This is a genomic window from Tenacibaculum holothuriorum (assembly GCF_002120225.1).
GTDB lineage: Bacteria > Bacteroidota > Bacteroidia > Flavobacteriales > Flavobacteriaceae > Polaribacter > Polaribacter holothuriorum.
The window spans coordinates 36050-61197 of record NZ_LAPZ01000017.1 but is presented as its reverse complement, the minus strand read 5'-3'; the positions used below and the strand labels follow the sequence as shown (position 1 = coordinate 61197).

At 31.3% G+C, this 25148-nt stretch carries 23 protein-coding genes; 20 read left to right on the top strand and 3 right to left on the bottom strand.

Translation table 11 applies throughout. From position 1 onward, the window contains the following. The first annotated feature begins 167 nt into the window (after window positions 1-167). A complete protein-coding gene (era, locus tag WH52_RS14285; RefSeq protein WP_086031647.1) occupies window positions 168-1049 on the top strand; it encodes a GTPase Era in 882 nt (293 codons plus the stop codon). A gap of 8 nt (window positions 1050-1057) precedes the next feature. Here era and WH52_RS14280 read toward each other — a convergent pair whose 3' ends face one another. After that, window positions 1058-1570, bottom strand: coding sequence for a hypothetical protein (locus WH52_RS14280; RefSeq protein WP_086031646.1), 513 nt, complete (start codon window positions 1568-1570; stop codon window positions 1058-1060). Window positions 1571-1674: 104 nt separating this feature from the next. Between WH52_RS14280 and der the strand changes: the two genes are divergently transcribed. From der to WH52_RS14265, 3 genes are all read left to right on the top strand, one after another. Beyond that, on the top strand, window positions 1675-2985 hold the full coding sequence (der, locus tag WH52_RS14275) for a ribosome biogenesis GTPase Der (RefSeq protein WP_086031645.1): 1311 nt from the start codon (window positions 1675-1677) through the stop codon (window positions 2983-2985). 73 nt (window positions 2986-3058) lie between these two features. Then, window positions 3059-5830: an outer membrane beta-barrel protein gene (locus WH52_RS14270; protein WP_086031644.1), complete on the top strand. Its 2772-nt coding sequence runs from the start codon at window positions 3059-3061 to the stop codon at window positions 5828-5830. A 123-nt stretch (window positions 5831-5953) separates the two neighbouring features. Continuing rightward, window positions 5954-8344 carry a GAF domain-containing protein gene (locus WH52_RS14265; protein ID WP_086031643.1) on the top strand — a complete coding sequence of 797 codons (2391 nt, stop codon included), beginning with the start codon at window positions 5954-5956 and terminating at the stop codon, window positions 8342-8344. 36 nt (window positions 8345-8380) lie between these two features. On the opposite strand, the gene WH52_RS14260 is transcribed toward WH52_RS14265, so the two are convergent. Further along, window positions 8381-9592, bottom strand: coding sequence for a Pycsar system effector family protein (locus WH52_RS14260; protein WP_086031642.1), 1212 nt, complete (start codon window positions 9590-9592; stop codon window positions 8381-8383). Between the two features lie 141 nt (window positions 9593-9733). Between WH52_RS14260 and msrB the strand changes: the two genes are divergently transcribed. The 16 genes from msrB to WH52_RS14180 all read left to right on the top strand — a co-directional run bounded on the left by msrB (window position 9734) and on the right by WH52_RS14180 (window position 24301). Continuing rightward, window positions 9734-10183, top strand: a complete 450-nt coding sequence (gene msrB / locus WH52_RS14255) for a peptide-methionine (R)-S-oxide reductase MsrB (RefSeq protein ID WP_086031641.1) — start codon at window positions 9734-9736, stop codon at window positions 10181-10183. After that, window positions 10176-10706, top strand: coding sequence for a peptide-methionine (S)-S-oxide reductase MsrA (gene msrA / locus WH52_RS14250; RefSeq protein WP_086031640.1), 531 nt, complete (start codon window positions 10176-10178; stop codon window positions 10704-10706). The genes msrB and msrA overlap by 8 nt, the downstream gene beginning before the upstream one ends. Beyond that, window positions 10707-10961: a glutaredoxin family protein gene (locus WH52_RS14245; protein WP_086031639.1), complete on the top strand. Its 255-nt coding sequence runs from the start codon at window positions 10707-10709 to the stop codon at window positions 10959-10961. Between the two features lie 12 nt (window positions 10962-10973). Further along, complete coding sequence (locus WH52_RS14240; protein WP_086031638.1) at window positions 10974-11744, top strand: alpha/beta hydrolase family protein; 771 nt, start codon at window positions 10974-10976, stop codon at window positions 11742-11744. 17 nt (window positions 11745-11761) lie between these two features. Continuing rightward, the gene (locus WH52_RS14235; RefSeq protein ID WP_086031637.1) at window positions 11762-12028 is read left to right on the top strand and encodes a hypothetical protein; all 267 of its coding nucleotides are present in this window, start codon (window positions 11762-11764) and stop codon (window positions 12026-12028) included. 46 nt (window positions 12029-12074) lie between these two features. After that, the gene (locus tag WH52_RS14230; RefSeq protein ID WP_086031636.1) at window positions 12075-12605 is read left to right on the top strand and encodes a GNAT family N-acetyltransferase; all 531 of its coding nucleotides are present in this window, start codon (window positions 12075-12077) and stop codon (window positions 12603-12605) included. Then, on the top strand, window positions 12605-14170 hold the full coding sequence (locus tag WH52_RS14225) for a protein adenylyltransferase SelO (RefSeq protein ID WP_086031635.1): 1566 nt from the start codon (window positions 12605-12607) through the stop codon (window positions 14168-14170). Before WH52_RS14230 ends, WH52_RS14225 begins: the two co-directional genes overlap by 1 nt. 107 nt (window positions 14171-14277) lie before the next feature. Beyond that, complete coding sequence (locus tag WH52_RS14220; protein WP_086031634.1) at window positions 14278-14883, top strand: SRPBCC family protein; 606 nt, start codon at window positions 14278-14280, stop codon at window positions 14881-14883. 178 nt (window positions 14884-15061) lie between these two features. Then, on the top strand, window positions 15062-15841 hold the full coding sequence (locus WH52_RS14215) for an SDR family NAD(P)-dependent oxidoreductase (protein ID WP_086031633.1): 780 nt from the start codon (window positions 15062-15064) through the stop codon (window positions 15839-15841). 2 nt (window positions 15842-15843) lie between these two features. Continuing rightward, on the top strand, window positions 15844-16752 hold the full coding sequence (locus WH52_RS14210) for a helix-turn-helix domain-containing protein (RefSeq protein ID WP_086031632.1): 909 nt from the start codon (window positions 15844-15846) through the stop codon (window positions 16750-16752). A gap of 39 nt (window positions 16753-16791) precedes the next feature. Next, a complete protein-coding gene (locus tag WH52_RS14205; protein ID WP_086031650.1) occupies window positions 16792-17901 on the top strand; it encodes an MBL fold metallo-hydrolase in 1110 nt (369 codons plus the stop codon). A 25-nt stretch (window positions 17902-17926) separates the two neighbouring features. Next, window positions 17927-18937 carry an XdhC family protein gene (locus tag WH52_RS14200; RefSeq protein WP_086031631.1) on the top strand — a complete coding sequence of 337 codons (1011 nt, stop codon included), beginning with the start codon at window positions 17927-17929 and terminating at the stop codon, window positions 18935-18937. 56 nt (window positions 18938-18993) lie between these two features. After that, window positions 18994-19578 (top strand): nucleotidyltransferase family protein, encoded by a 585-nt coding sequence (locus WH52_RS14195; RefSeq protein ID WP_086031630.1) that lies wholly within the window; start codon window positions 18994-18996, stop codon window positions 19576-19578. Between the two features lie 114 nt (window positions 19579-19692). After that, window positions 19693-23397 (top strand): ShlB/FhaC/HecB family hemolysin secretion/activation protein, encoded by a 3705-nt coding sequence (locus tag WH52_RS14190; RefSeq protein WP_086031629.1) that lies wholly within the window; start codon window positions 19693-19695, stop codon window positions 23395-23397. A gap of 16 nt (window positions 23398-23413) precedes the next feature. Next, complete coding sequence (locus tag WH52_RS14185) at window positions 23414-23884, top strand: hypothetical protein (RefSeq protein ID WP_143592193.1); 471 nt, start codon at window positions 23414-23416, stop codon at window positions 23882-23884. Window positions 23885-23935: 51 nt separating this feature from the next. Then, complete coding sequence (locus tag WH52_RS14180; RefSeq protein ID WP_086031627.1) at window positions 23936-24301, top strand: DUF423 domain-containing protein; 366 nt, start codon at window positions 23936-23938, stop codon at window positions 24299-24301. Here WH52_RS14180 and WH52_RS14175 read toward each other — a convergent pair. Then, window positions 24298-25146 (bottom strand): hypothetical protein, encoded by an 849-nt coding sequence (locus tag WH52_RS14175; protein ID WP_233131576.1) that lies wholly within the window; start codon window positions 25144-25146, stop codon window positions 24298-24300. The two genes, WH52_RS14180 and WH52_RS14175, sit on opposite strands and share 4 nt — an antisense overlap. Window positions 25147-25148 lie beyond the last annotated feature (2 nt).

Below are 25148 nucleotides of genomic sequence, written 5' to 3'. Positions count from 1 at the left end.
CGAGCTGCCTACTGCTCTATCCCGCGATTTGTGGGTGCAAATATACGCTCTTTTCTCTATTTCTACCAAATAAAACTACAACTAAATTCTATTTTATTTCTTAACTCACACGCAAACAAGCCTATAAAAAATATATTTTCTAATTCAAAACCCACTATCTTTGCCGCATGACACATAAAGCAGGATTTGTAAACATTATTGGTAACCCTAACGTAGGTAAATCTACCTTAATGAATGCCTTGGTTGGCGAGAAACTTTCAATCATAACTTCTAAAGCACAAACAACCCGTCATCGTATTTTGGGTATTGTGAATGATGACGATTATCAGGTGATTTTTTCAGATACTCCTGGTATTATTAAACCAGCTTATGAGTTACAGGAATCTATGATGGATTTTGTAAAATCTGCTTTTGAAGATGCCGATGTGTTAATTTACATGGTAGAAGTTGGCGAAAAAGAGCTGAAAAACGAAGCTTTTTTCAATAAAATAATTAATAGCAAAATACCTGTTATATTATTATTGAATAAAATTGATAAATCCTCTCAAGAACAAGTTGAAGAAAAAATAGCCTATTGGAGAAGTAAAGTTCCTAATTCTTTTGTGTATGTAATTTCTGCTTTAGAAAAGTTTAATGTAGAAACTGTTTTTTATAAAATTATTGAACTACTACCAGAAGCTCCTCCATTTTACCCAAAAGATCAGTTAACAGACAAACCCGAACGGTTCTTTGTAAATGAAACTATTAGAGAAAAAATTCTTCAACAGTATAAAAAAGAAATTCCTTACTCGGTTGAAGTAGAAACCGAAAGCTTTGTTGAGAATGATGATATCATAAAAATCCGTTCTGTAATTATGGTAGAGCGCGATACTCAAAAAGGAATTATCATTGGTCATAAAGGATCTGCAATTAAACGTGTAGGAACTGATGCAAGAAAAGATCTACAACACTTTTTCGATAAAAAAGTTTACTTAGATCTATATGTAAAAGTTAATAAGAATTGGCGTTCTAACGATCGTCAATTACGTCGTTTTGGATATAAAGATTAATAATAAGTCTAATTCGTTTTTATTTTTTTTAGCAAATCTTTTGTGAAATTTTTCAGTTCATCCATTTGAGGTTGTCCTGTCGATTTCCCCATTCTACCTAATAAATATAAGGCTACCCAAACAATAGGCAACGCCACTAACATTACGATAGGAAAAATTCCTTCCCTATCTAATGTAACGTTTATATAAGCTAGTATTACAAACACTAAAAATGCAGTTGCCACTCCAAAATGAATAAACATAAATAGTGACCAAACCTGAGGCTTGGGACCAAACAATCCTTTTATTTTTGAGGTTTCTTCCGTTAAACTTTCTACTTCTAATTGCAATTGTGGCGACCAATAATGATTGTCTTTTTCAGGAACATCAATCACTATATGATTATCTACTAGTTTTATTTTATACTTATCTTCCTCAGTAATTTCTTTTGATATTTTCGACAATAAAACATCTGCATTCATCCCAAAGTCTATTTGAAACCTAGGTTTAAAAAAAATTTGATTGTACAATTGATCATCCATAAGACATAAACTAATTGCTTACAATGTAGTAAAAAAAGTATCGTATTTAAAATTAGGCTTAATTTCATACTGTAAATTGTATCTTTGCAAAAATTTTTTGCAGAATGAGTAGCATTGTTGCCATAGTAGGAAGACCAAACGTAGGAAAATCAACTTTATTCAATCGTTTAATTAAACGTCGTGAAGCCATAGTAGACTCAGTAAGTGGGGTTACTCGTGATAGACACTACGGAAAATCGGAATGGAACGGAAAAGAGTTTTCAGTAATTGATACTGGAGGATATATTGTTGGTTCTGATGATATTTTTGAAGGAGAAATCCGCAAGCAAGTTCAACTAGCTATTGATGAAGCAGATATTATTTTATTTGTTGTTGATGTTGAGCAAGGAATAACTCCTATGGATGACGCTGTTGCAAAAATTTTACGTCAAGTTAAAAAGCCATTATTTATGGCTGTAAACAAGGTTGACAATGCTATGCGTGCAGCCGATGCTGTAGAATTTTACAATTTAGGATTAGGAGATTATCATACTATTTCTTCAGTAAACGGTAGTGGTACAGGAGAATTATTAGATGCACTTGTAGAAGAAATTCCAGAACCTGTAGAAGATGAAGAAACAGACAATGAACTTCCTCGTTTTGCCGTAGTGGGAAGACCAAACGCTGGTAAATCTTCATTAATTAATGCTTTAATTGGTGAAGAAAGAAATATTGTAACCAACATTGCAGGTACTACAAGAGATACTATCGATACAAAATACAACCGTTTTGGGTTTGAATTTAATTTAGTAGATACTGCGGGTATTAGAAAAAAATCTAAAGTAAAAGAAGACTTAGAATTTTATTCTGTAATGCGTGCTGTTCGTGCTATTGAACACTGTGATGTTGCGATTGTTGTTATTGACGCTACTCGTGGATTTGAAGGACAGGACGAAAAAATATTCTGGTTAGCAGAAAAAAACAGAAAAGGAATTGTAGTTCTAGTAAATAAATGGGATTTAATTGAAAAGGAAACCAATACAATGCGTGATTTTGAAAGACAAATCCGTAAAAAAATCGAACCTTTTACAGATGTACCAATCGTATTTATTTCTGCATTAACAAAACAACGTATTTTTAAAGCTATAGAAACTGCAGTTGACGTGTTTGAAAACAGAAAACGTAAAATTCAAACAAGTAAGTTAAACGAAACAATGTTAGATATTGTTCAAAACTTCCCTCCTCCTGCAATTAAAGGTAAGTTTGTAAAAATTAAGTATTGTATGCAATTACCAACGCATACTCCTCAATTTGCTTTTTTTGCTAATTTACCACAGTATATTAGAGACCCATACAAGCGTTTTGTTGAGAATAAATTAAGAGAACATTACGATTTTACAGGCGTACCAATTAGTATTTATTTTAGACAAAAATAAGTTTAACATAAATTAACAATATTAAAATAGTTTTTTCTGTTCTTTTGCATCTTTACAATAATTTGCTAAGACTATGAAAAAACTATTTTTTGTTTTTACACTACTGCTATCTGCGCAACTTTCTGCGCAATCTTATCCTTTTAAAATTAAAGGAAAAATTCAATCAGAAAAAGAAAAAACACCTATTGAAGCTGCCACAATTCATTTAGAAAGAGTTAAGGACAGCTCTGTTATTTCTTATACTATTTCAAATGAAAAAGGTGAATTTTCCTTAGAAGGAAAATCTTTTTTTAAAGATTTAAAATTATTCATTTCTTATGTAGGAATGGATAACTACACCAAGAAAATTCAACTTCCTGCTTCTCAAATTAATTTAGGAGTTATCAACCTAAAAGAAGAAAGTAATGTTTTGAACGAAGTTGTCATTAAATCTAGGGCTCCTATTACTGTAAAAAAGGATACTTTAGAATTCAATGTAAAATCCTTTAAAACAAAGAAAGATGCTAATGTTGAGGATTTATTAAAGAAACTTCCTGGAGTAGAAGTTGATGCTGAAGGAAAAATTACCGTAAACGGAAAACCTGTAAATAAAATCTTAGTAAACGGAAAACCTTTCTTTGGTAACGACCCAACGATTACGACTAAAAACTTATCAAAAGAAATTATTGAAAAAGTTCAAATTACAGATACCAAAACAAAATCTGAAGCCTTTACTGGAGAAAAAGGAGACGCAAATAATAAAACTATAAACCTTACTATAAAAAAAGAAAACAATAAAGGATGGTTTGGTAGAGTTTCTGCAGGTACAGGAACCGAAAAACGTTATGAAGGAGCCACAATGATAAATCGCTTTGATAACGATCAACGATTTAGCATATTAGCAAGCACGAACAACATTAACTCACCTGGGTTTAGTTTTGGAGAAATTCAAAAAATGTTTGGTGGTGGAGGTAGTATTTGGTTTAATAGCAATGGTAGTTTCAGTATTAATGGTCGTAGATTTGGTGGCGGACAAGGTGTTATTAAATCAAGTACAGTAGGAGCAACTTATGCTGACACTTATAAAAAAGGATTAGATGTTAATGTAAATTATTTTTACTCAGGTAGCTCTTCTGAAAATGATGCCAAAAGTAACAGAGAAAATATTTTACCAGATAATCAACGCTTTTTTTCAAACTCAAACTCTAATTCATTAGATGAAAATGACAACCACGCTATTGATGCCGAAATTGATATTGAAATAGACTCAACTCTATTAATCAACATTAGACCTTCTTTTGTTTTTAATAAACGAGATGGAAACTATAAACGAAAAGAAGAATCTTTAGATAATGACAATGTACTAACTAACAGATCTACAAGTACAATTAACAATTCTTCTACCGCTAAAAACTTTAAAAACAGCCTAGAAATCACTAAAAAACTAAATAGCAAAGGTTCTTTTATAAAAGCTTCGATTACCAATCAAATAGACAAATCAACTTCAGAAGAATATGCGCTTTTAAACAGAGAAACTTTTAAAGTTCCTTCGGTAGAAAACAGAAATCAATTTAGTGATGTTTCTAACGACTTAAATACTATTAACACTCGTATTTCTTATCGCTATCCACTTATTTCGAAAAAGTTCTTCTTAGACTTTAATTATCGCTATCGAAGAGATGAAAGAGAAAACGTTGAAAACACAATGGACTTTAATTCTGTTACCAATCAATACGATCTTTTTAACACTGATTTAAGTTCAAACTTTACGTATAATGATATTACTAAAACACCTTCTGTAGAATTAGTTTATAAATCAAAAAAGTGGCGTTTTAACTTCGAGACTGGTTTTGTTAACAGAACCTTAGAAAATAATGACAAACTCAGACCTCAACTTAGTTTAAATAGAGATTTTAACAATATTAATTTAGATGCAGGTTTCCGATATACTTTCGAATCTAAAGCATCTATTTACTTTGATTATTCTTTAGAAAACAATGCTCCAAGTTTAAATCAAATCCAACCATTTACAGATATTTCTAATCCATTAAACATTGTTACTGGTAATCCTAATTTAAGACCTACAGAACGTCACAGAGGTTATATCAACTTCCACAAGTACAATTGGCAAAAAGGAACAGGTATGTGGTTTTATGTAAGTGGTGGTTTAAACAACAATCAAATCGTTTCAAAAAGCACCGTAAATGACGACTTAGTTAGAACCACAACTTACGAAAATGTAAATGGAGCTTACGATATTTGGGCTGGAGGTAGTTACAGTAAAAAAATAAAGCTAGACTCTATTACAAATCTTAGGTTTAAAATAGATGGTCGATTAAACTCTCAAAAAAGCATCAACTTTTTTAACGATGTTAAATACAGCGCTGTTACTACAGGGGTAACTCCAGTCGTTGGTCTTCGTTTAGACTGGAATAAAATTATACGAATCAATACAGAATATGCGGTTCGTTTTTCAAGAACTTCTTTTGATATTGATAATTTCGAAAATCAAAACTTTACAAGACACACTTTTGATATTAGAACTAGAACTAATTTCCCTAAGAAATTAGAATGGAGAAACAATATTAAATACACTTACAATCCTGATGTAATAGGCTTTAATAAATCTGCTTGGTTTTGGAACTCAACCTTAGCATATTCAATACTAAATGACAAAGCAAGTATTACCTTAAAAGCTTATGATTTATTAAATCAAAATAATAATGCACAACGAAGAGCCACAAATAACTACATAGAAGACTCAGAAAGTACAGTGCTTCAACAATATTTCATGCTCGGTTTTAGTTGGAAATTTAACAGTTTAGGAAAAAAAGGAAAAATTCGAGAATACGATTTTCATTTTTAATCTCCTTATAAAATCCATTGTTTGCAAGCAATGGATTTTTTGTTGATTTTGAAAGGAAAAACATAGAAAAACGACTATCTACAAGCAATTTTGTAAATTTGCAGTTAGAAAGGAATAGAGAATATGGAAATAAGACAACCTAAAAGCTTACAAAATATTGAGTTACCATTACACTTAAACATTAGTTTTGAAAAAGTGTATGACATGTTACGTGGATATGCTAGTGAAGTGCAAAAAGAGCACCCTTTTCATGCCTCAGCAAATATCTTAGTAAAAGAAGTAGAAAAATATCCTGAGCTAATTAATGGTTTTTCTGATTTTTCATTATTAGAAAAACATCAAGAGATTATTGATCTTCTATTAGAAGGTTTGTTTCCTATTGCTTTAACTAATAATGAAATAAAAGCAGCTACTATTCCCTTTACCTTTACTTCTTTTAAATTTACCAATCGTTTTGAAAACATTATAAAAAACGCAGGTGACAATTATGAATTAAAGGTTCGTAATTTCGAAGAAGATTTAATGTATATACACTCTTGTATATTAATTTTAAACATGGTGTATCAACAAGCAGTAGACTTAAAAAGACCTTTCTTCTTTGATATTCCTGATAAAAATTTAGACACAACCAAACATTATAGAGTAGCTTTTAATGGTGACTTCATGGAAATTCATCCAACAGAAAATGCTCCAAAGATTACCCAAGAAGACATTGAAATGTTGTTAGATAATTTTTACAACATTGATGTTTGGAAAGAAAAATTCCCACCAAACTCTTATATTTTTAAAGGATTTGGTTTAATGAATTTGTTTGATGTTACTGCAGACGAAACTATTTCTTCAGTTAGAAACACCTTGTTAGAAAAACACAATGATGGTATTAATGAAAAGCTTCAAAAAGACTTACGTGAGTTTTTTAATATTAAAGATTTAACAACTGGTTTTTCTGTATTCGATACTTCAAAAAAAGCTTTAGAATCGACTCGTATAAAAAAATCTGAAAGCCTTATTTTAAATGATGAAAACACTATTAAATGTGATCAGTTTTTCTGTAGCCATATTATAGAAAAAGTATTTCGTCAAGTAGAAAATGTTACCATATCTGATGTTGAAAAATATGGAAAACAATCCAATCAGAATCCTTTCTATAAAAGATTAAAAGAGAAAAATATTGGAAGCCTTATTTTAATTCCTCTTAAAGCTACTTCTAACAACGATTTAGCGTTAATAGAAATTGCTTCACCAAGAGCTTACGATTTAAATACAGTAAATCAACAAAAATTAAAAGATTTAATTCCAGTTTTTGAAGCAGCTGTTGAGCGTTCTGCAGACGAATATCAAAATATTTTAGAAGCAACAATACAAGAACATTACACATCAATTCACCCTTCAGTTAAATGGCGTTTTTATGATGCCGCAGAGAAGTATCAAACTGATGTTTACAATAAAGTAGAAGACATAAAAATTGATGAAATTGTTTTTGACGATGTACATCCTTTATATGGTCAATCAGATATTAAAGGATCTTCGACAGCTAGAAACAATGCCATTAAAGAAGATTTAATTACTCAATTAACATTAGCTATTTCTGTATTAAAAGCAGCTTGTAAAGATGAAAAACTTCCTATTTACAATGAGTTAATGTTTAGAGTTGCCAATTATTTAAGCGAAGTTAAAGGCGGTTTAAAAGCTGGTGACGAAATAGGTATTTTAGATTTTCTAAAACGTGATATTTATCCAGTCTTTAATCATATTAAAGAAATAAATACTGATTTAAAAGCTTTAGTAGCTACTTACATGGATAGGTTAGACCCTAATTTACATGTAGTATATGAAAAAAGAAAAGCGTATGAACATAGCGTTACTTTATTAAACAGCAAATTAGCCAAGTTTATAGACTGTAAGCAAGAAGAAGCTCAAGCTATGTTTCCCCACTATTTCGAACGTTATAAAACAGATGGTGTAGAATACAACATGTATATTGGACAGTCGTTAACTAATGAAAAAAAGTATGACGATTTATATTTATACAACTTAAGACTATGGCAACTACAAGTAATGTGCGAAATGGAAAACGTAGCAAATACTGCTAGAAAATCTATGGAACATGATTTACAAGTAGCTTCATTAATTTTAGTACACAGTAATCCGTTAGCTATTAAATTTAGGATGGATGAAAAGCAATTTGATGTAGATGGTGCTTATAATATTCGATATGAAATCATAAAAAAACGTATCGATAAAGCCCATATAAAAGGAACTGAAGAACGTTTAACTGTTCCTGGTAAAATTGCTATCGTTTATTCTCAAGACAAAGATGCTCGTGAATATTTAAAATATATAAAATACCTACAATCTAAAAACTTATTAGGTAAAGTAGAAACTTTAGAACTTGAAGACCTACAAGGTGTCTCTGGCTTAAAAGCTTTACGCGCCGAAGTAATCTACCAAAAAGATTTTGACGACAAAAAAACCATTACTATTGACGAGTTAATGGAAGAATTTAAATCATAAAAAAGCGGCTACAAAGCCGCTTTTTTCTTTTATTAATTAAACTGCATTTGCAGCTACATCTTGTATTCTAAATGCTATTCCAAAAGCAATTACACTTACTATAATACCGATCATAAATACGGTATACGTAATTCGTAGTAATTTATACTTTCTATTTAATACTAATCCTAAAAAGTATAAGTCTTTGGTTAAAGAACCGTATAAATAATCACGATCTTTCATCATTTCGTCCATTGCCCATTCAAAATCTGGCAATTTCATTTGATGAAAATTTCCAAAGAATAATAAATTTACTTTTTTATTAGCTACATCTTCTTTTGTAAACTTTCCTTGTGTTACATTAGGTCTTGTAGATAGTACTGAAAGTACAATTGAAGCTACTGTAAAAGCGATAAATATCAACGATGGAATCACTAAATAATGATTCGACGGATTGTCTAGTTTAGGCAATAAATTAGACAACGCTAAAGACACAATAATTGCATTTACCGAAAGTAAAATATTGGCTTTTGTATCGGCAATATCACTTAACGTAATGTGATTTCTTAAAGCAACACGAAACATGGTTTCAATCCCTCTTTCAGGTAACTCAACCTTATTCTTTTTAAAAGCTAACTCTTCTTTTTTCTGCTTTAACTTTACATTTTCTTGATTCAACTTTTTTTGTTGTTTCAATAATTGAGCTAAATTTTTTCCTTTAGTCTTATCCCAATTTTTAGATGCAAAATCTGAATAAAATCGATGATGGTTAGTTAAAAAACCAATATTTTCATCTAACCATTCATTCTCCGTTAGCACTCTATCTTTGGTTAGCTCCCACTCTTTTCTAAGAAGTTCGGTTTGTTCAGAAAAACTCTTACTTCCTATATGAGAACAATCGGCATCTTTTATAATTTTTTCAACTTCAGTAACAGGAACTTCTCCCATTTTAGTAGCATTAATCAACTGAGAAATTTTTGCGATTCGCTCTTCCGAAAGTTTTTTAGACTTGAAAAAATCTTCAGCTATACGAATACCAAAATCCTCATGATTTTCCATACTCATCGTATAACCTGTATCATGAAACCATGCTGCCAACACTAAGTTTTCAGCATCTTCGCCTTCTATTTTTGCTCCTTCAATTAACTCCTTCGTTTTTTCAACAACTCTTTGCGTATGAGCAATATTGTGATAAACAAACTTAGGATCTAAATTTTCATTTAAATGATGAATCACAAATTCTTCAACTTCTGCCAATAACTGTTCCATAAAAATGTTTTTCGCTAAATTATAAATAATTTTTAATAGCCAATATCAATACTAACTGTAAATTGATGTATCTTAAACCGACTATTATAACGTAGCAATTAGCCAATAATTATACATAAATTTATTTTAAAAAACTGAATAATGTTAACCTGGAAAGACATCATATATTTTGCTGTAAACGGCAATCCTAAACCTGACAAAAGAGTCGAAAAAACAGAACAAGAATGGAAAGAAATCCTTACTTCAGAAGAATTTCAAATCACTCGATTAAAAGGAACTGAAAGACCTTTTAGTGGAGAGCATTGTTCTTCATTCTCTTCAGGAAAATATAATTGTACTTGTTGCAACACTCCCCTATTTGATTCTAGTATTAAATTCGAATCAAGTTCTGGTTGGCCTAGTTTTACGCAACCCATTAAAGAAAATGCTGTTCAATATATAAAAGATACTACCCACGGAATGGTAAGAGTAGAAATTTTATGTAACACTTGTGATGCGCATTTAGGGCATGTTTTTCCAGATGGTCCAGAACCTAGCGGGCTTCGTTTTTGTGTAAATTCATTATCTATAAAATTAGAAAACAATGCCTAAAAAAATAGCTACAGTAGGTGGTGGTTGCTTTTGGTGTACAGAAGCTATTTTCCAAGAAGTACAGGGAGTAGAAAAAGTAGTATCAGGGTATACAGGAGGTAATGCTCCTGGTAAACCAACATATAGGGAAGTATGTTCTGGATTAACAGGACATGCCGAGGTTATTCAAATAACTTTTGATTCTGATATTATTTCTTATGAAGAAATTCTTACCATTTTTGTTACAACGCACGACCCAACTACCTTAAACAAGCAAGGTGCCGATGTAGGTACACAATACCGTTCTTCAATTTTTTACAATAATAAACAGCAAAAAGAAATTGCTGTAAAGGTTATTGAAACATTACAACCTTATTTTGAGAACCCTATTGTAACTACCTTGGAAGAACTCACTATTTTTTATCCTGCAGAAGAGTATCATCAAGATTATTACAATCAGAATAAAGAACAGAACTATTGCAATTTTGTGATTACTCCAAAACTAGCCAAGTTTAGAAAAATGTACGCCGATAAACTAAAATAAATGCTTCAAAAAATTAAACTTTACGGAGCCGAGCGTTGCCATAAAACGCAATATTATATGCAATTTTTAAAAAATCGAAACTTCAATTTTGATTTTTTAGACGTTGAAAAAAATGAGCATTTTGCTCAGGAGCTCCGTAGTTTATATGAAAATAACAAACTCAACTTTCCTACAATTACCATTGGTAAGAAAAAGCTAAGAAATCCGACAGATAAAGAACTAATCAAATGGTTAGAAAAACTAATACAACCATAAACATACTATTTAATGAGAAGTTCACGGCTAAGCATCATAAACAACAAAGGATATAAATTACAAGCACATATAGAACTTCCCGAAAATGAACCTCCAGAGCACTATGCAATTTTCGCACATTGCTTTACCTGTAGTAGTACGTTAAATGCTGTTAGAAACATTAGTCGAGCCTTAACAAAATACGGTTTTGGAGTTGTTCGATTTGATTTTACTGGATTAGGAAGAAGCGAAGGAAATTTTTCAGAAAGTTATTTCTCTGCTAATGTGGATGATTTAATTTCAGTAAATGAATACATTACACAACATTACAAATCACCTAGCTTATTAATTGGGCATTCTTTAGGAGGTGCAGCTGTTATTGTTGCTGCTTCTCAACTTTCAAACATAAAAGCAGTAGCAACTATTGGTGCTCCTGCAGATGTGAGTCATGTGAAACATCTTTTTTCTCATGGTATTGAAGAAGTAAAACAAAAGGGAGAAGTAGAAATTAATATTGGAGGAAGACCCTTTCGAATTAACAACGAATTTGTTGCTGATTTTGACAAAACCGATTTGGCTGAAATCACAAAAAAACTCCGAAAACCCATTCTTATATTTCATTCCCCAATTGATACTATAGTTAGTATAAATAATGCTCAAGAGCTCTTTATAAACGCACATCATCCCAAAAGCTTTATTAGCTTAGATAATGCAGATCATTTACTAACCAACCCTAAAGACAGTATCTACACAGGTAATATTATAGGAACCTGGATACAGCGATATTTCCCTAATAATGTTTAACATTTAAAACCAGAATTATGAATATAATAGAAAGTATCAAAAATTATTTCAGTGCAAAAGAACAAGGAGATACTACAATGGAAGTTCCTGAAGGAATATGTCCGAATTGCTGGGGTAAACAAGAATGGGAAGGCGAATACTACAAGAAAATTAAAGCCAACAATATCACTCCAGAACATAATACTTACAATAGTTTTGTACATGAAATAGCTTCTAAACTAGATAAGATCACACTAAAAGTAGATATCTTACTATGTGAAACTTGTAAAACAAGTTATAAATAATTAATATAATAGGTTTAGCAAACCTAAATGTTAATAAATTTGCAAAATGATTTCACTAAAAATAGATGATAGTATTGTTTTAAAGCAGTTAGAGAAAAGTGATGCTACAGATATTTACGCTACTATAAACTCTCAAAGAAGCTATTTAGGAAAATGGCTTCCTTTTGTTCAATACACAAAAAAAATTGCAGATACTCAGAATTTTGTAAACTCAATTGTTGATGCTCCTAAAAACAAATTTGAATATGTTTTTACTATTCAATATAACAACACCTTCGTTGGATTGATTTCTTTTAAAAATACTAGTCGTAAACTTAGTGAAACAGAAATTGGATACTGGTTATCTAGCAAATTTCAGAAAAAAGGAATTATTACTAAATCTGTAAACGCTCTTACTAAATTTGCTTTTGAAGAACTGAAACTAAATAAAATATTAATTAAATGTGCGGTAGGAAATATTCCGAGTAAAAAAATTCCCCAGCACCTTAACTTTACCTTTGAAGGAACTGAAAAAAAAGCAGAATTACTCTCTAATAATAATTATGTAGATTTAGAAGTATACAGCAAACTTAAATAATGAAACTAAACATTCAAGATACTTTTAACAAAGAACTACCTGCTGATAAAATTTTAGAAAACTCACGCAGACAAGTTTTAGATGCTTGTTTTTCATATGTAATACCTAAAAAGACAAGTAATCCGCAACTGATACATGTTTCCGAAGAAATGCTTGCTGCAATTGGAATACCTTCAAAAGAAGCACAATCAGAAGACTTTTTAAAAGTAATCACTGGAAATTTAATTTTAGAAAACACCCATCCATATGCCATGTGTTATGGTGGTCATCAATTTGGAAATTGGGCTGGACAATTAGGCGATGGAAGAGCTATCAATTTAACAGAAATAGTGCATAATAAACAACGTTGGGCGCTGCAATTAAAAGGAACTGGAGAAACTCCTTACTCAAGAACAGCAGACGGATTAGCGGTATTACGTTCCTCAATTAGAGAATACTTATGTAGTGAAGCTATGTATCATGTAGGTGTGCCAACTACACGAGCCTTATCGCTTTCCTTATCGGGTGATGAAGTTTTAAGAGATGTGATGTATAATGGAAATCCAGCCTATGAAAAAGGGGCTATTGTATGTAGAGCTTCCCAAAGTTTTATACGATTTGGAAATTTTGAAATCCTAGCAGCTCGCAAACAACATTTAATTTTAAAACAGCTTGCCGATTATACCATTCAGCATTTTTATGCTGAAATAACTTCAGAAGGAAAAGAAAAATACCTAGACTTCTTTACAGAAGTTCGCAATAGAACTATAGACATGATTATTCATTGGCAACGTGTAGGTTTTGTCCATGGAGTTATGAATACCGATAACATGTCTATACTCGGACAAACTATCGATTATGGTCCATACGGGTGGTTAGAAGGTTATGACTTAGGTTGGACTCCTAATACCACCGATGCTCAATTTAAAAGATATCGATACGGAAATCAAGGCTATATTGGTCTTTGGAATTTGTTTCAGTTAGCCAACGCATTGTATCCATTAATTGAAGACGCTGATACTTTACAAGAAATTTTAAACGAGTACAATACTATGTATGAAGAAAGGTATCTTGAAATGAAGAAATTTAAATTAGGATTGACAACCCTTGACGAAGGAGATAAAGAACTAATAGATAGATTAGAGGAAACCTTACAATTGTCCGAAACAGACATGACCATTTTTTATAGAAATTTGTCGACCATTTCTTCGGAAGATAATTTTAATACTGCTTTTGATAAAATTAAGGATGCTTTTTATTCGATCAATGAAATTGAAGGGGAAATAAAAACGCATTGGCAAGATTGGTTCGATAGATATTTAAGCAGATTACAAAAAGAATCTCTTTCAGACCTAGATAGAAAACAACAAATGGATTCAGTCAATCCAAAATATGTATTGAGAAATTACATGGCTCAACTAGCTATTGATAAAGCTGATAAAGGAGATTATAGCTTAATTAATGAGTTGTACCAGTTACTTAAAAAACCATATGAAGAGCAACCTAAATATCAACAATGGTTTACAAAACGACCAGAATGGGCACGTCATAAAGTAGGTTGTTCTATGTTAAGCTGTAGTTCTTAAACATATATCAGTAAAATATATACAAGCTTCAGTAAAATGTATACATCTAGGCTTTAAAAGCACCATAGTTTTGTATCGTAAATAATTGATAATTAAAATTAAATACGATGAAAAAACTCATAGCTTTACTACTTTTAATAAGTACATTCAACGGAATTGCTCAAAATAGAAATTGGACCACAAAAACTTCTAAAGACGGAAAAACCACCGTACAATATGACATTATAAAAAACGATAGCAACACCCATATTTACTATATCGTAGAAACCCAGAAAGATATTTCTTTAGATGCCATAGAAACTTATTTTTCAAATTCAGAAAACCACAAATCCTTTCTTGAAAACACTACAGAAAGTAAAAAAGTCAAAAAAATATCAGATAACGAATGGGTAACCTATTATTATTTTGATGCCCCTTGGCCTATGCCTAACAGTGATGCTGTTTTAAATTTTAAAGTAGAAAAAACAGAAAATCAATTGACTTTTATAGGAAACTCATCTCCTGAAGCTTACAAAGCCACAGATGTAAAACGTATGCAGGCATACAACATCACGTATAATTTTGAAAGATTGAACGATACTTCTACTAAATTGACAATTACTGCTGATTTCATGCCAGTAGGTTCAGTACCTAAATGGTTATTAAAAGGATGGTTTCCAAAAGGACCCGCAGAAATTGCTAACCGATTACTAACAGGAGCTTCAAAAATATAAACTAAAAAGAATGATTAGGTTTGATTAGTTCTGAAAGCTGTTATTTCTTTTCTAAGAGTAACGGCTTTCTCTTTCTGTAAAATGTATACATCATTCTGTAATATATATACACACAACCTTCTCATTCACAGTAATTTTACACCACAAACAATTCATAAACAATATAAAAGCATATATCATGAAAAATTTAGCATTAATCACAGGAGCAAGTAGCGGAATTGGAGAAGAATTAGCACATATTCACGCTGAAAAAGGAAATGACTTAATTATTGTCGCTAGAAGACAAGATAAATTAGAAGCGCTAAAAGCAACCTTAGAAATAAAATACGACGTTAACGTAGTAATTATCATTAAAGACTTAAGCAAACCTAATGCCGCTAAAGAGTTATTTAACGAAGTTGTGGCCATGAATCTTGAAGTTGAATATCTAATCAACAATGCTGGGTTCGGATTACGTGGGAAATTCCACAAATTACCTTGGGAACGCCAACAACAAATGATCAACTTAAATATGGTATCTTTAACCGAGTTGATGTATTTATTTTTACCTCAGATGGTACAACGCAATAGTGGTAAAATATTAAATACCTCATCTACAGCATCATTTATGCCTGGGCCTTTACAAGCTATTTATTTTGCAAGTAAAGTTTACGTAACTTACTTAAGTAATGCTATAGCGGAAGAATTAAGTGACACGAATATTACTATTACCAACTTAATGCCTGGAGCAACTGAAACAGAATTTGCAAAAACTGCCGATATGGAGCGTACAGGTTTATTTGAAAAAGCAGTTAGCGCACGTTCGGTAGCAGAAGATGGTTATAATGGAATGTTATCTGGAAAATTAGATGTAGTATCAGGATTGACTTTTTCTCAAAAACTAATGATGAAAGCCATACCTTTTACTCCTAAAAAAGTAATGCTAAAGCAAATTAAGCAAATGCAAACAGCTAATTAATTATGAAAGAAATCATACATATAAAATCAATTACTGAAATAAATAAAACCTTCGGATTGCCTGCGCCGAAACATCCACTAATAACGGTTATGTGGGCAAAGGACTTCCCTGATTTTAGTCAGTATTATGGTGTCAAATACAATTCCGATTTATTCAGTATTTCTTTAAAAGATGGTATTGAAGGAGTTTTAGGATATGGACGTAACAATTACGATTTTGAAGATGGTACTATGATCTTTTCAAAACCGAATCAAGTATTATCTATTGAGGAAAAAACAGTTGCTGAAGATGCAAAAGGCTGGTCTATCATTTTTCATCCCGATTTAATTCGTAAATCAGAATTAGGTAAGAATATCAATACCTACTCTTTTTTCGATTATGAAGTTCATGAAGCCTTGCATTTATCAGAAGATGAAAAAGCAACTTTAACGGATTTGGTAAAAAAAATTGAATTGGAAATCAATCAAAACATTGATAAACACAGTCAAAAATTAATCAATTCTACCCTTGAGTTAATCTTAGACTATTGCAATCGTTATTACGATCGTCAGTTTTATGTACGTACCAACTTACACCAAGACCACGTAACAGAATTTGAAAATTTATTACGTACTTATTTCACTTCTGAAAAGCCTTCAACTTTAGGCTTACCTTCAGTAAAATATTGTGGTGAACAACTCAACATGTCTCCGAATTACTTAAGTGATTTATTAAAAAAAGAAACGGGTAAAAGTGCTAAAGATCATATTTATGCTTTTGTAGTGAACAAGGCAAAAAACAAACTATTAGGCACTACAAACTCAGTAAGTGAAATCGCTTATGACTTAGGTTTTGAATATCCACAACACTTTAGTAAACTATTTAAAAAACAAACAGGAATAAGTCCAGCAAAATACAGATTGCAGAATTAGAATATTTAATTTATAAAAATGAAAAAAATACTCAAAAAAATGAGTTTAACAATTATATCCTTAATCGGAATTTTAATCATCTCTTATCTTCTAGTTGTTAACTTTTATCCAAGTTTTGGAGGTGATGTAACTAAAGAATTACAACAACAATATAGTACTTCGGTAAATTTTAAAGATGGAAAGTTTGCTAATAAAACAGGGGTTCCCAAAGACCCTAGTTTTTCTGAAATATTAAAAATATCTAGAAAGTTTTTCTTCGAAAAAGTAAAAAACGGAAGACCTAAAAATGATTTAAATATTCAAAAAATAGATTCAGCGAATGTAGCTGATTATAAAGATGAAACTCGTTTAATTTGGTATGGCCATTCTTCTTTTTTGCTTCAAACTGATGGTAAAAACATTTTATTAGACCCTATGTTTGGACAAGTAGCTGCTCCTTTATCATTTTTAGGAGAAAAACGCTTTAATAAACAAATGCCTTTAGAAATTGAAAAATTACCTCAAATTGATGCTGTAGTTATTTCACACGATCATTACGATCATTTAGATTATGAATCAATCAAAAAACTAAAATCCAAAGTCGAGCATTATTTTGTTCCGCTAGGAGTAAGTGTACACTTAAAAGCTTGGGGAATTCCAGATAATAAAATTACTGAACTCGATTGGTGGCAAGAAACTACTTATAAAGATATTCAATTTGTGTGTACTCCTTCACAGCACTTTTCAGGAAGAAAAATGAATAATCGTCAAAGTACTTTATGGAGTTCTTGGGTAATTAAATCTAAAACCAACAATCTTTATTTTAGCGGAGATAGTGGATATGAAAAACATTTTAAAGTTATTGGGGAAAAATACGGTCCTTTTGATTTTGCTATGTTAGAATGCGGGCAATACAACGAAATGTGGTCCGATATTCACATGATGCCTGAAGAAACCGCACAAGCAGGAGTAGATTTACAAGCAAAGAAAATAATGCCAATTCATTGGGCTGGATTTAAACTTGCTATGCATTCTTGGACAGACCCTATCACCAGAGTAAGTAAAAAAGCTAAAGAATTAAATCTTCCTTTAATAGCTCCTAAAATTGGTGAACCGATTATTGTTAATGATTCGACACAGGTATATCAAAATTGGTGGAAAGATTTATAATTTCTTTTTGTAAATTAGTGGTTCTATGACGCACGAGTTTAAAGAAATTATACAGAGAGCCGTCTTAAATCAGCAACACGGAATACAAAATGTATTAGCTACTGTTGTTGATTTAGATGGCTCTTCATATAGAAAACCTGGAGTGAGAATGTTACTTTCTTCTGACGGAAAAATGGTTGGTGCAGTAAGCGGTGGATGTGTTGAAAAAGAAGTACTGCGTAGAGCACAATCGGTTTTTAAAGATGGAAAATCAAAAATAATTACCTACGATGGTCGTTATCGTTTGGGTTGTGAAGGAATTCTGTACATTTTGTTAGAACCGTTTGTAGTTTCCGAAGACTTTATTATTACATTTTCTAATAGTTTAGAAAAAAGAGAAGCATTTAAAATAGATTCTTATTACCAAAAAAAAGGTGAGTGTTTTGGGAATTTTGGTTCGGTAATTCAGTTTAAAAACGGAAAAACATCTACTTTTTCTGAAAATAAAATTGACAAAAACAATTCCGTTTTTTCTCAAAAATTAAATCCGTTATTTAAGTTATTAATTATTGGCGGAGAGCATGATGCTGTAAAATTGTCTACTCAAGCTACTCAATTAGGTTGGGAGGTTGATATAGTAACTTCTGTAAAAGACCCGAAACAATTGTCAGACTTTCCAAATGCGAAATCGGTTATAGCACAAACTCCTGAAATGATTGAGTTATCTGATGTTAATGAACATACTGCAGTGGTAATTATGAATCATAATTTCACTTATGATTTACGTTGGTTGGTAAAACTACAAGAACAAAACCCAATTTACATTGGAATTTTAGGAGCTGCCAAACGCCGAGAAAAACTACTCAATGAATTGTTTGATTTTACTCCAGAAGTTACTGATGAATTCTTAGAAAAAATTCACACTCCTGCTGGTTTAAATATTGGAGCGGAAACTCCAGAGGAAATAGCTTTATCTATTTTAGCTGAAATATTATCGGTAATTCGTAAAAAAGAAGTATTTTCATTAAAGAAAATAACTGGGCGAATACATAGTTAAATTTTAACATAAAATAACGATTCTCATCCTCCTCCCATTGAGAAGACTTTACACAGATGCAAAATACTGCAATTATCATATTAGCAGCAGGAAGTGCTTCGCGAATGGGAGCTATCAAACAACTACTTCCTTATAAAAATACTACCTTATTGGGTTGGGCAATTAAAAATGCATTAGAAACAAAAACAAATGAAGTATTTTGTGTATTAGGAGCAAATGCCGAAACTATAAAAAGAGAAATTGATTCATTATCAATCGAAACAATTCTAAACACAAAGTATAAAAATGGGCTGAGTTCAAGTATTGCAACTGGAATCAACCACATAATAGACAAATCTTTTGATGCAATTCTAATTATGTTAGCAGATCAACCTTATGTAAATACTACTTATTTAAACACATTACTTAAAACTTCAAAAGAAAATCCACATAATATTATCGTTTCTAACTATGGAAAAAATATTGGAGTTCCTGCAATTTTCCCTAAAAGCTATTTTCAAGATTTAACAGACCTAAAAGGAGATAAAGGAGCTAAATTATTTTTGGAGAAACACCTTTCAGAAGTAATAAAAATAAAAACTATCAATTTAATTGATATTGACACTCCTGAAGAATATCAACAACTAACAAATCAACTATAAAAACTATGATCATCACTTATACCAACAACAGAAATCAACATATTTTTTCATTAAAATAGGCATTAACAAATTCCTAAAAAAGAAGTAATTTTACATTAATAAAAAACCAGACTCATGAATTCTTTAAAGTCTTTTATATACCTCATAGCCATTATCTTACTATCTGCTTGTGCTTCTTATAACGCCAAATATGCAGATAATACTGCGCCAAAAACGGTTACCTCTGATAAAGAGTTAGTACACTCATTTTATTTAATTGGAGATGCGGGTAATGCAGAAATGGGAAAAACAATTCCTTCTTTAACCTTTTTTCAAAAAGCCTTAGAAAAATCTGATAAAAATGCTACTGCATTATTCCTAGGAGACAATGTGTATCCTTATGGAGTACCACCAAAAGATAGTGAAGAACGTGCATTATCTGAGCATCGTATACAAACTCAAATTGACGCTGTAAATGGTTTTAAAGGAAAACCTATTTTTATTCCTGGAAATCATGATTGGTACAACGGTGTTAAAGGATTAAAAAGACAAGAAAAAATAGTAGAAAAAGCCTTAGGAAAAGGTGCCTTTTTACCTGAAAATGGATGCGGCCTTAAAAAAGTAGAAATCAATGATGACTTAACGTTAATTATTATTGATAGTCGTTGGTTTATTACCAATTGGGATGATCACCCAACTATTAACGAAAACTGTGATATTAAAACTCGTGAACGTTTTATAGACGAGGTTTGGGGATTATTTAAAAAGAACCGTTATAAAAATGTGGTAGTTGCTATGCATCATCCTATGTTCTCTAATGGTCCTCACGGAGGAAGTTATTCATTTAAAGATCATATGAGTCCTCTACCTATCTTAGGTACTTTAAAAAACGGATTACGTACTCATGTAGGAATTCCAACAGATATTTTCAATAAAAACTATACCGACTTCATTAATAGTTTACAAGCTGTTGCTGGAGATTTTAGACAAAATATTGTTTTTGTTTCTGGGCACGAACATAACTTACAATACATTGAAAAAAATCCTGAAACTGAAAACAACCTACAGTACGGTAAATACAAACAAATTATTAGTGGAGCTGGATCAAAACAATCAGCTGCCTTAGCGAAATATGGTGCTCAATTTACGTATGGTAATCACGGGTATGCTATCTTAAACTACTATAAAGACGGTTCTGCTATTGTAGAATTTTATTCAGCCAATGAAAAAGATGGAAATAAGCTATTATTCAGCAAACAAATTATTGAACCTAAAAAGACTAAAATCCAGAATAGCTTCCCAGAATACGATGCTCACAAAGAGTTTGTAGAAACATCTATTTATGATCCTAAAGCTACCGATGTAAGCGGATTCCATAAATTTATGTGGGGTGATTTACACAGAGAAAAATATGGTAAGAAAATAAAAGTACCTGTATTAGAATTAGAAAATGTGTTTGGTGGCTTAAAACCAATTCAACGAGGAGGTGGTAACCAAACCAATTCTTTACGTTTAGAAAATGCTGATGGAAAGCAATATGTACTACGTTCAATGGTAAAAGACGGAAGCCGTATTATGGGTGGTATTTTAAACGGAACTATTTTAATTGATGTGGTACAAGATATCTTTACCATGTCGCATCCTTATGCCGCTTTTGTAATTCCTGAAATGGCTGAAGCTGCAAACATTTATCACACCAATCCTAAACTATATTACATGCCTAAACAACCAGCTTTGGGTCAATACAATGATATTTTTGGTGGCGGATTATATTTATTAGAAGAACGTCCGGCAGGAGACAGAAGTGAGTTAGACAATTTCGGAAACTCTAAAAAAATCATCAATACCTTTGATGTCTTAGAAAAGATTCGAAAAAACGGAAAACACTCTGTAGATCAAGAATGGGCAATGCGTTCTCGTTTGTTTGACATGGTCATTGGAGATTGGGACAGACACGAAGACCAATGGCGTTGGGCATCTTTTAAAACCGATGATGGTAAAACGTTTTACCGCCCAATTCCTAGAGATAGAGATCAACCTTTCTCTAAATTCGATGGAGTTATGATTCCGCTATTCAAACAATTTGCTCCACTAGTAAAAAACATGCAAACTTTTGACCATGACATTAAAGACATGAAATGGTACAATAACTATCCTCGTTTCTTTGATGCCGAATTCTTAAATAAATTAACCTTAGAAGATTGGTATAAACAAGCAGATTATATTCAAAAACATCTAACCGATGAAGTAATTGAAAAAGCTATTAAACAATTACCAAAGGCTATTTATGATTTAGATGGAAAAGAAACCATTGAAAAAATTAAATCGAGAAGAAATAAGTTAAAAGACATAGCGAAGCGTTATTACGAAAAGCAAGCTAAAATTGTATACGTAGTTGGTACAGACAAAGACGACAAGTTTATTATTAAAAGACTAAATGATGATGAAACTAACGTTACTGTACTTAGAAAAGATATCGAAATATACAACCGTACTTTTAAAACTGATGAAACCAAAGAAGTTCAATTATACGGATTGAATGGAGACGATGAATTTTTAATTTCTGGAGATGTAAATGATGGTATATTACTTAGAATTATTGGAGGTCAAGATCACGATGTATATACCGATAAATCTAAAGTAGCTGGATGGAGTAAGAAAACAAAAATCTACGATTATAAATCAAAAAAGAACACCGTAAACCCAAGTTCTGAAACTGCCGATTTACGTTCAGACAGGTATATTAAAAACACCTATGACCATAGAGATATTAATAACAACACTACTGTAGTTTTTCCTAGTTTAGGGAGCAACCCAGATGATGGTTTTTTCTTCGGAGCTTCTTTAACCTATACCCAACAAGGATTTAAAAAACGTCCTTTCGGAAGCCAACATACTTTAGCTGCAAACTACTATTCATCAACCAGTGGTTATGATATTGAATACAACGGTGAATTTACAGAATTCATTGGGCAGTGGAGTTTACATTTACGTGCTAAAATTACGAGTGATAATTATTCTATTAACTTCTTCGGATTGGGTAACGATACTCAATTCAGAATGTTAACTGGAAACGACGAGGATGATTTAGACTTTTATAGAGTAAAAAGAGGCGAACTAAGCTTCTCTCCTTCCCTATTAAGAAGATTACGTGGAGGAAGTATTGTAAAAGTATCTGCCTCTGTAGAAGGCATCGAAGTACAAAATACACCTAACAGATTTATTACAAACTACAATCAAAGTCCTATCAATATTTTTAAAACAAATTATTTCTTAGGAGGTGAAGTAAGCTTTACACACAACCGAGTAGACAATGCTAGTTTTCCCACAAAAGGAATGAATTTTGAGGCCTCAGTTGGAGCTAAAGCCAAATCTGATGATTTTGATAGACGTTACGGTTATATTAAAAGTTCTTTAGCTTTTTATCAGAATTTAGTTCAAAATCGATCATTAGTTTTTGCTTCGGAAATCGGAACCCATATTAATATTGGTAATCGTTTCGAGTTCTATCAAGGGGCAACTTTAGGAGGTGATAGAAGTTTGCGTGGATTTAACCGTCAGCGCTTTACAGGTACCGAAAGTTTTTACCATTCTAGTGATTTACGTTTACGTTTTGGTAGACTAAAGACAAGTGTCTTACCTATGAAAATAGGAGTTTCTGCAGGATTCGATTATGGTCGTGTATGGTCACCTGCTTCACCTAACTCAACTACATGGCACACTAGTTATGGTGGTTCTGTTTGGTTAAGCGGTATTGATATGTTCACAGCAAACATTTCTTATTTCCAAGGAAATTCTAACGAAAATAGATTTGCTTTCGGAATTGGTTTTGCTTTTTAAGAATTATTGTTTAGATATGAAGTTTGATATTATAAAACCTGACTTTTTAAGAAGTCATAAATTCTTTTCTCCTTATTATAAATTTATTGTTCTCCTAGCTGTTTTTATAAGTTTATTAAGAGTCGTTGACAAAGAAATAATGAATAAAAACAAGACCTTAAGTATTATAGCTTTTAGTATTATAGCTTTATATTTTATTGCTTTTATATTAAATTCTTTTCTCTTTACTCGAATTGGAAACATTGAGTTTAACTCTGAAAAAATTATGCTAAATAAAAAAGATATTCAAACTGAATTTCTTCATTCAAATATCAAATTGATTAAAATAAAAAAAGAGCAGAATAATCATTATCAGATAGAAGCTATTCCTCTTTTTAAAGAAACTATTGAATTGAAAAATCAAGATCTAAAAAAGTTAAAAAAGTTTTTAGATAATAACGATATAGAGTACCAACATAAATCCATTATTAATTGGCTTAATGAATAACTATAAAGACTTTGCATAGTTATATTTGCAAAGTCTTTTTTATTAAATATTATGAACCAAACGATTTTAATTTTCGGAGCTATCTACGGAATGTTAGCTGTTATTTTTGGTGCTTTTGGCGCACATGCTTTAAAGAAAGTATTGAATAACGATCAACTTAAATCTTTTGAAACTGGGATAAAATATCAAATGTATCACGCTATTGTGTTATTACTAGTTGGATTTAATATTCAGAATGCTAGTAACTTTTTAGGATGGAGTTTTATTATAGGAATTTTCCTTTTCTCCTTCAGTATCTACGGATTAATACTTTCTGATTCTCGAGGTAAAAAACTACGTTTCTTAGGTCCAATTACTCCATTAGGTGGATTGTTATTAATAATTGGTTGGGCGTTATTATTGGTTGAGGTTCTTTAATTTAAAGAAAATTCATAGAGCTTTCCTCCTTTTCCGTGAGAGCGCTCATCAGTAATGTAAAGAGTATTGTTGTCTTTAAATGAAATCCCTTCTTTTTGAGAGTTATGTTTTAAACCGAATCTCGTTAGTTTGCCTGCAAAAAAATCATCGCTTTTATAATCCGAAAACACTAACACTTCGTTATGCGTAAGCAAAGCTACTTGTTTTTTATCTGGTGACATTGCTGCAGAAGTTATCCAACATTCCATATCATTACAATTGTTGAATTCAGCAATAAATTCAGCAATATAATTTCCTGCTTTTGCTGGTATTTTATACAATCGGGTTTTACCAAACTTATTCTTCACTCTACTTTTTGTAAAAATGTATAAGTAATTCTTAAAAAACAAAACAGATTCCGCATCAAAAAAACGATGTTTCTTTTTAGGTGGAAATTTTGTTTGTTCTGGATAATGAAACTTTATTTTTTGAGCAGAAGCCTCATTATTCTCTTGCGCTTCCATTACATTGAATTTATAAATCAATAAATTTTTACGCTTGTTTCCGTTATTTCCAAAATCGGCTATATAAAGATTTCCTTTACCATCAGAAGTAATATCTTCCCAATCTTTGTTTTTTAAATCAATAGAAATTTCTTCTTTTATTTTCCCTTTTAAAGATACTCCATATACAATAGCTTTATTTCCGCTATCGTTATGCATCCATAATAAGTCTGAATCTTGTACAGTAGTAATTCCTGAAACTTCTTTTAATGTTGAAGGTAAATCAGTAATAAGTTGTAGTTGCCCAAAATTTTGACAACCAACCAACAGAGATACTAAAAAAACAAAACTATATTTTTTCATGA

What these genes read in the sequence shown, in the direction of transcription:
- WH52_RS14190 (WP_086031629.1), top strand. Translation starts at nt 19,693, where the DNA reads ATGAATTCTTTAAAGTCTTTTATATACCTCATAGCCATTATCTTACTA.
- WH52_RS14220 (WP_086031634.1), top strand. Translation starts at nt 14,278, where the DNA reads ATGAAAAAACTCATAGCTTTACTACTTTTAATAAGTACATTCAACGGA.
- WH52_RS14205 (WP_086031650.1), top strand. Translation starts at nt 16,792, where the DNA reads ATGAGTTTAACAATTATATCCTTAATCGGAATTTTAATCATCTCTTAT.
- msrA (WP_086031640.1), top strand. Translation starts at nt 10,176, where the DNA reads ATGCCTAAAAAAATAGCTACAGTAGGTGGTGGTTGCTTTTGGTGTACA.
- WH52_RS14200 (WP_086031631.1), top strand. Translation starts at nt 17,927, where the DNA reads ATGACGCACGAGTTTAAAGAAATTATACAGAGAGCCGTCTTAAATCAG.
- der (WP_086031645.1), top strand. Translation starts at nt 1,675, where the DNA reads ATGAGTAGCATTGTTGCCATAGTAGGAAGACCAAACGTAGGAAAATCA.
- WH52_RS14245 (WP_086031639.1), top strand. Translation starts at nt 10,707, where the DNA reads ATGCTTCAAAAAATTAAACTTTACGGAGCCGAGCGTTGCCATAAAACG.
- WH52_RS14265 (WP_086031643.1), top strand. Translation starts at nt 5,954, where the DNA reads ATGGAAATAAGACAACCTAAAAGCTTACAAAATATTGAGTTACCATTA.
- WH52_RS14230 (WP_086031636.1), top strand. Translation starts at nt 12,075, where the DNA reads ATGATTTCACTAAAAATAGATGATAGTATTGTTTTAAAGCAGTTAGAG.
- WH52_RS14270 (WP_086031644.1), top strand. Translation starts at nt 3,059, where the DNA reads ATGAAAAAACTATTTTTTGTTTTTACACTACTGCTATCTGCGCAACTT.
- WH52_RS14225 (WP_086031635.1), top strand. Translation starts at nt 12,605, where the DNA reads ATGAAACTAAACATTCAAGATACTTTTAACAAAGAACTACCTGCTGAT.
- WH52_RS14260 (WP_086031642.1), bottom strand. Translation starts at nt 9,592, where the DNA reads ATGGAACAGTTATTGGCAGAAGTTGAAGAATTTGTGATTCATCATTTA.
- era (WP_086031647.1), top strand. Translation starts at nt 168, where the DNA reads ATGACACATAAAGCAGGATTTGTAAACATTATTGGTAACCCTAACGTA.
- WH52_RS14210 (WP_086031632.1), top strand. Translation starts at nt 15,844, where the DNA reads ATGAAAGAAATCATACATATAAAATCAATTACTGAAATAAATAAAACC.
- WH52_RS14185 (WP_143592193.1), top strand. Translation starts at nt 23,414, where the DNA reads ATGAAGTTTGATATTATAAAACCTGACTTTTTAAGAAGTCATAAATTC.
- WH52_RS14215 (WP_086031633.1), top strand. Translation starts at nt 15,062, where the DNA reads ATGAAAAATTTAGCATTAATCACAGGAGCAAGTAGCGGAATTGGAGAA.
- WH52_RS14280 (WP_086031646.1), bottom strand. Translation starts at nt 1,570, where the DNA reads ATGGATGATCAATTGTACAATCAAATTTTTTTTAAACCTAGGTTTCAA.
- WH52_RS14235 (WP_086031637.1), top strand. Translation starts at nt 11,762, where the DNA reads ATGAATATAATAGAAAGTATCAAAAATTATTTCAGTGCAAAAGAACAA.
- WH52_RS14175 (WP_233131576.1), bottom strand. Translation starts at nt 25,146, where the DNA reads ATGAAAAAATATAGTTTTGTTTTTTTAGTATCTCTGTTGGTTGGTTGT.
- WH52_RS14180 (WP_086031627.1), top strand. Translation starts at nt 23,936, where the DNA reads ATGAACCAAACGATTTTAATTTTCGGAGCTATCTACGGAATGTTAGCT.
- WH52_RS14195 (WP_086031630.1), top strand. Translation starts at nt 18,994, where the DNA reads ATGCAAAATACTGCAATTATCATATTAGCAGCAGGAAGTGCTTCGCGA.
- WH52_RS14240 (WP_086031638.1), top strand. Translation starts at nt 10,974, where the DNA reads ATGAGAAGTTCACGGCTAAGCATCATAAACAACAAAGGATATAAATTA.
- msrB (WP_086031641.1), top strand. Translation starts at nt 9,734, where the DNA reads ATGTTAACCTGGAAAGACATCATATATTTTGCTGTAAACGGCAATCCT.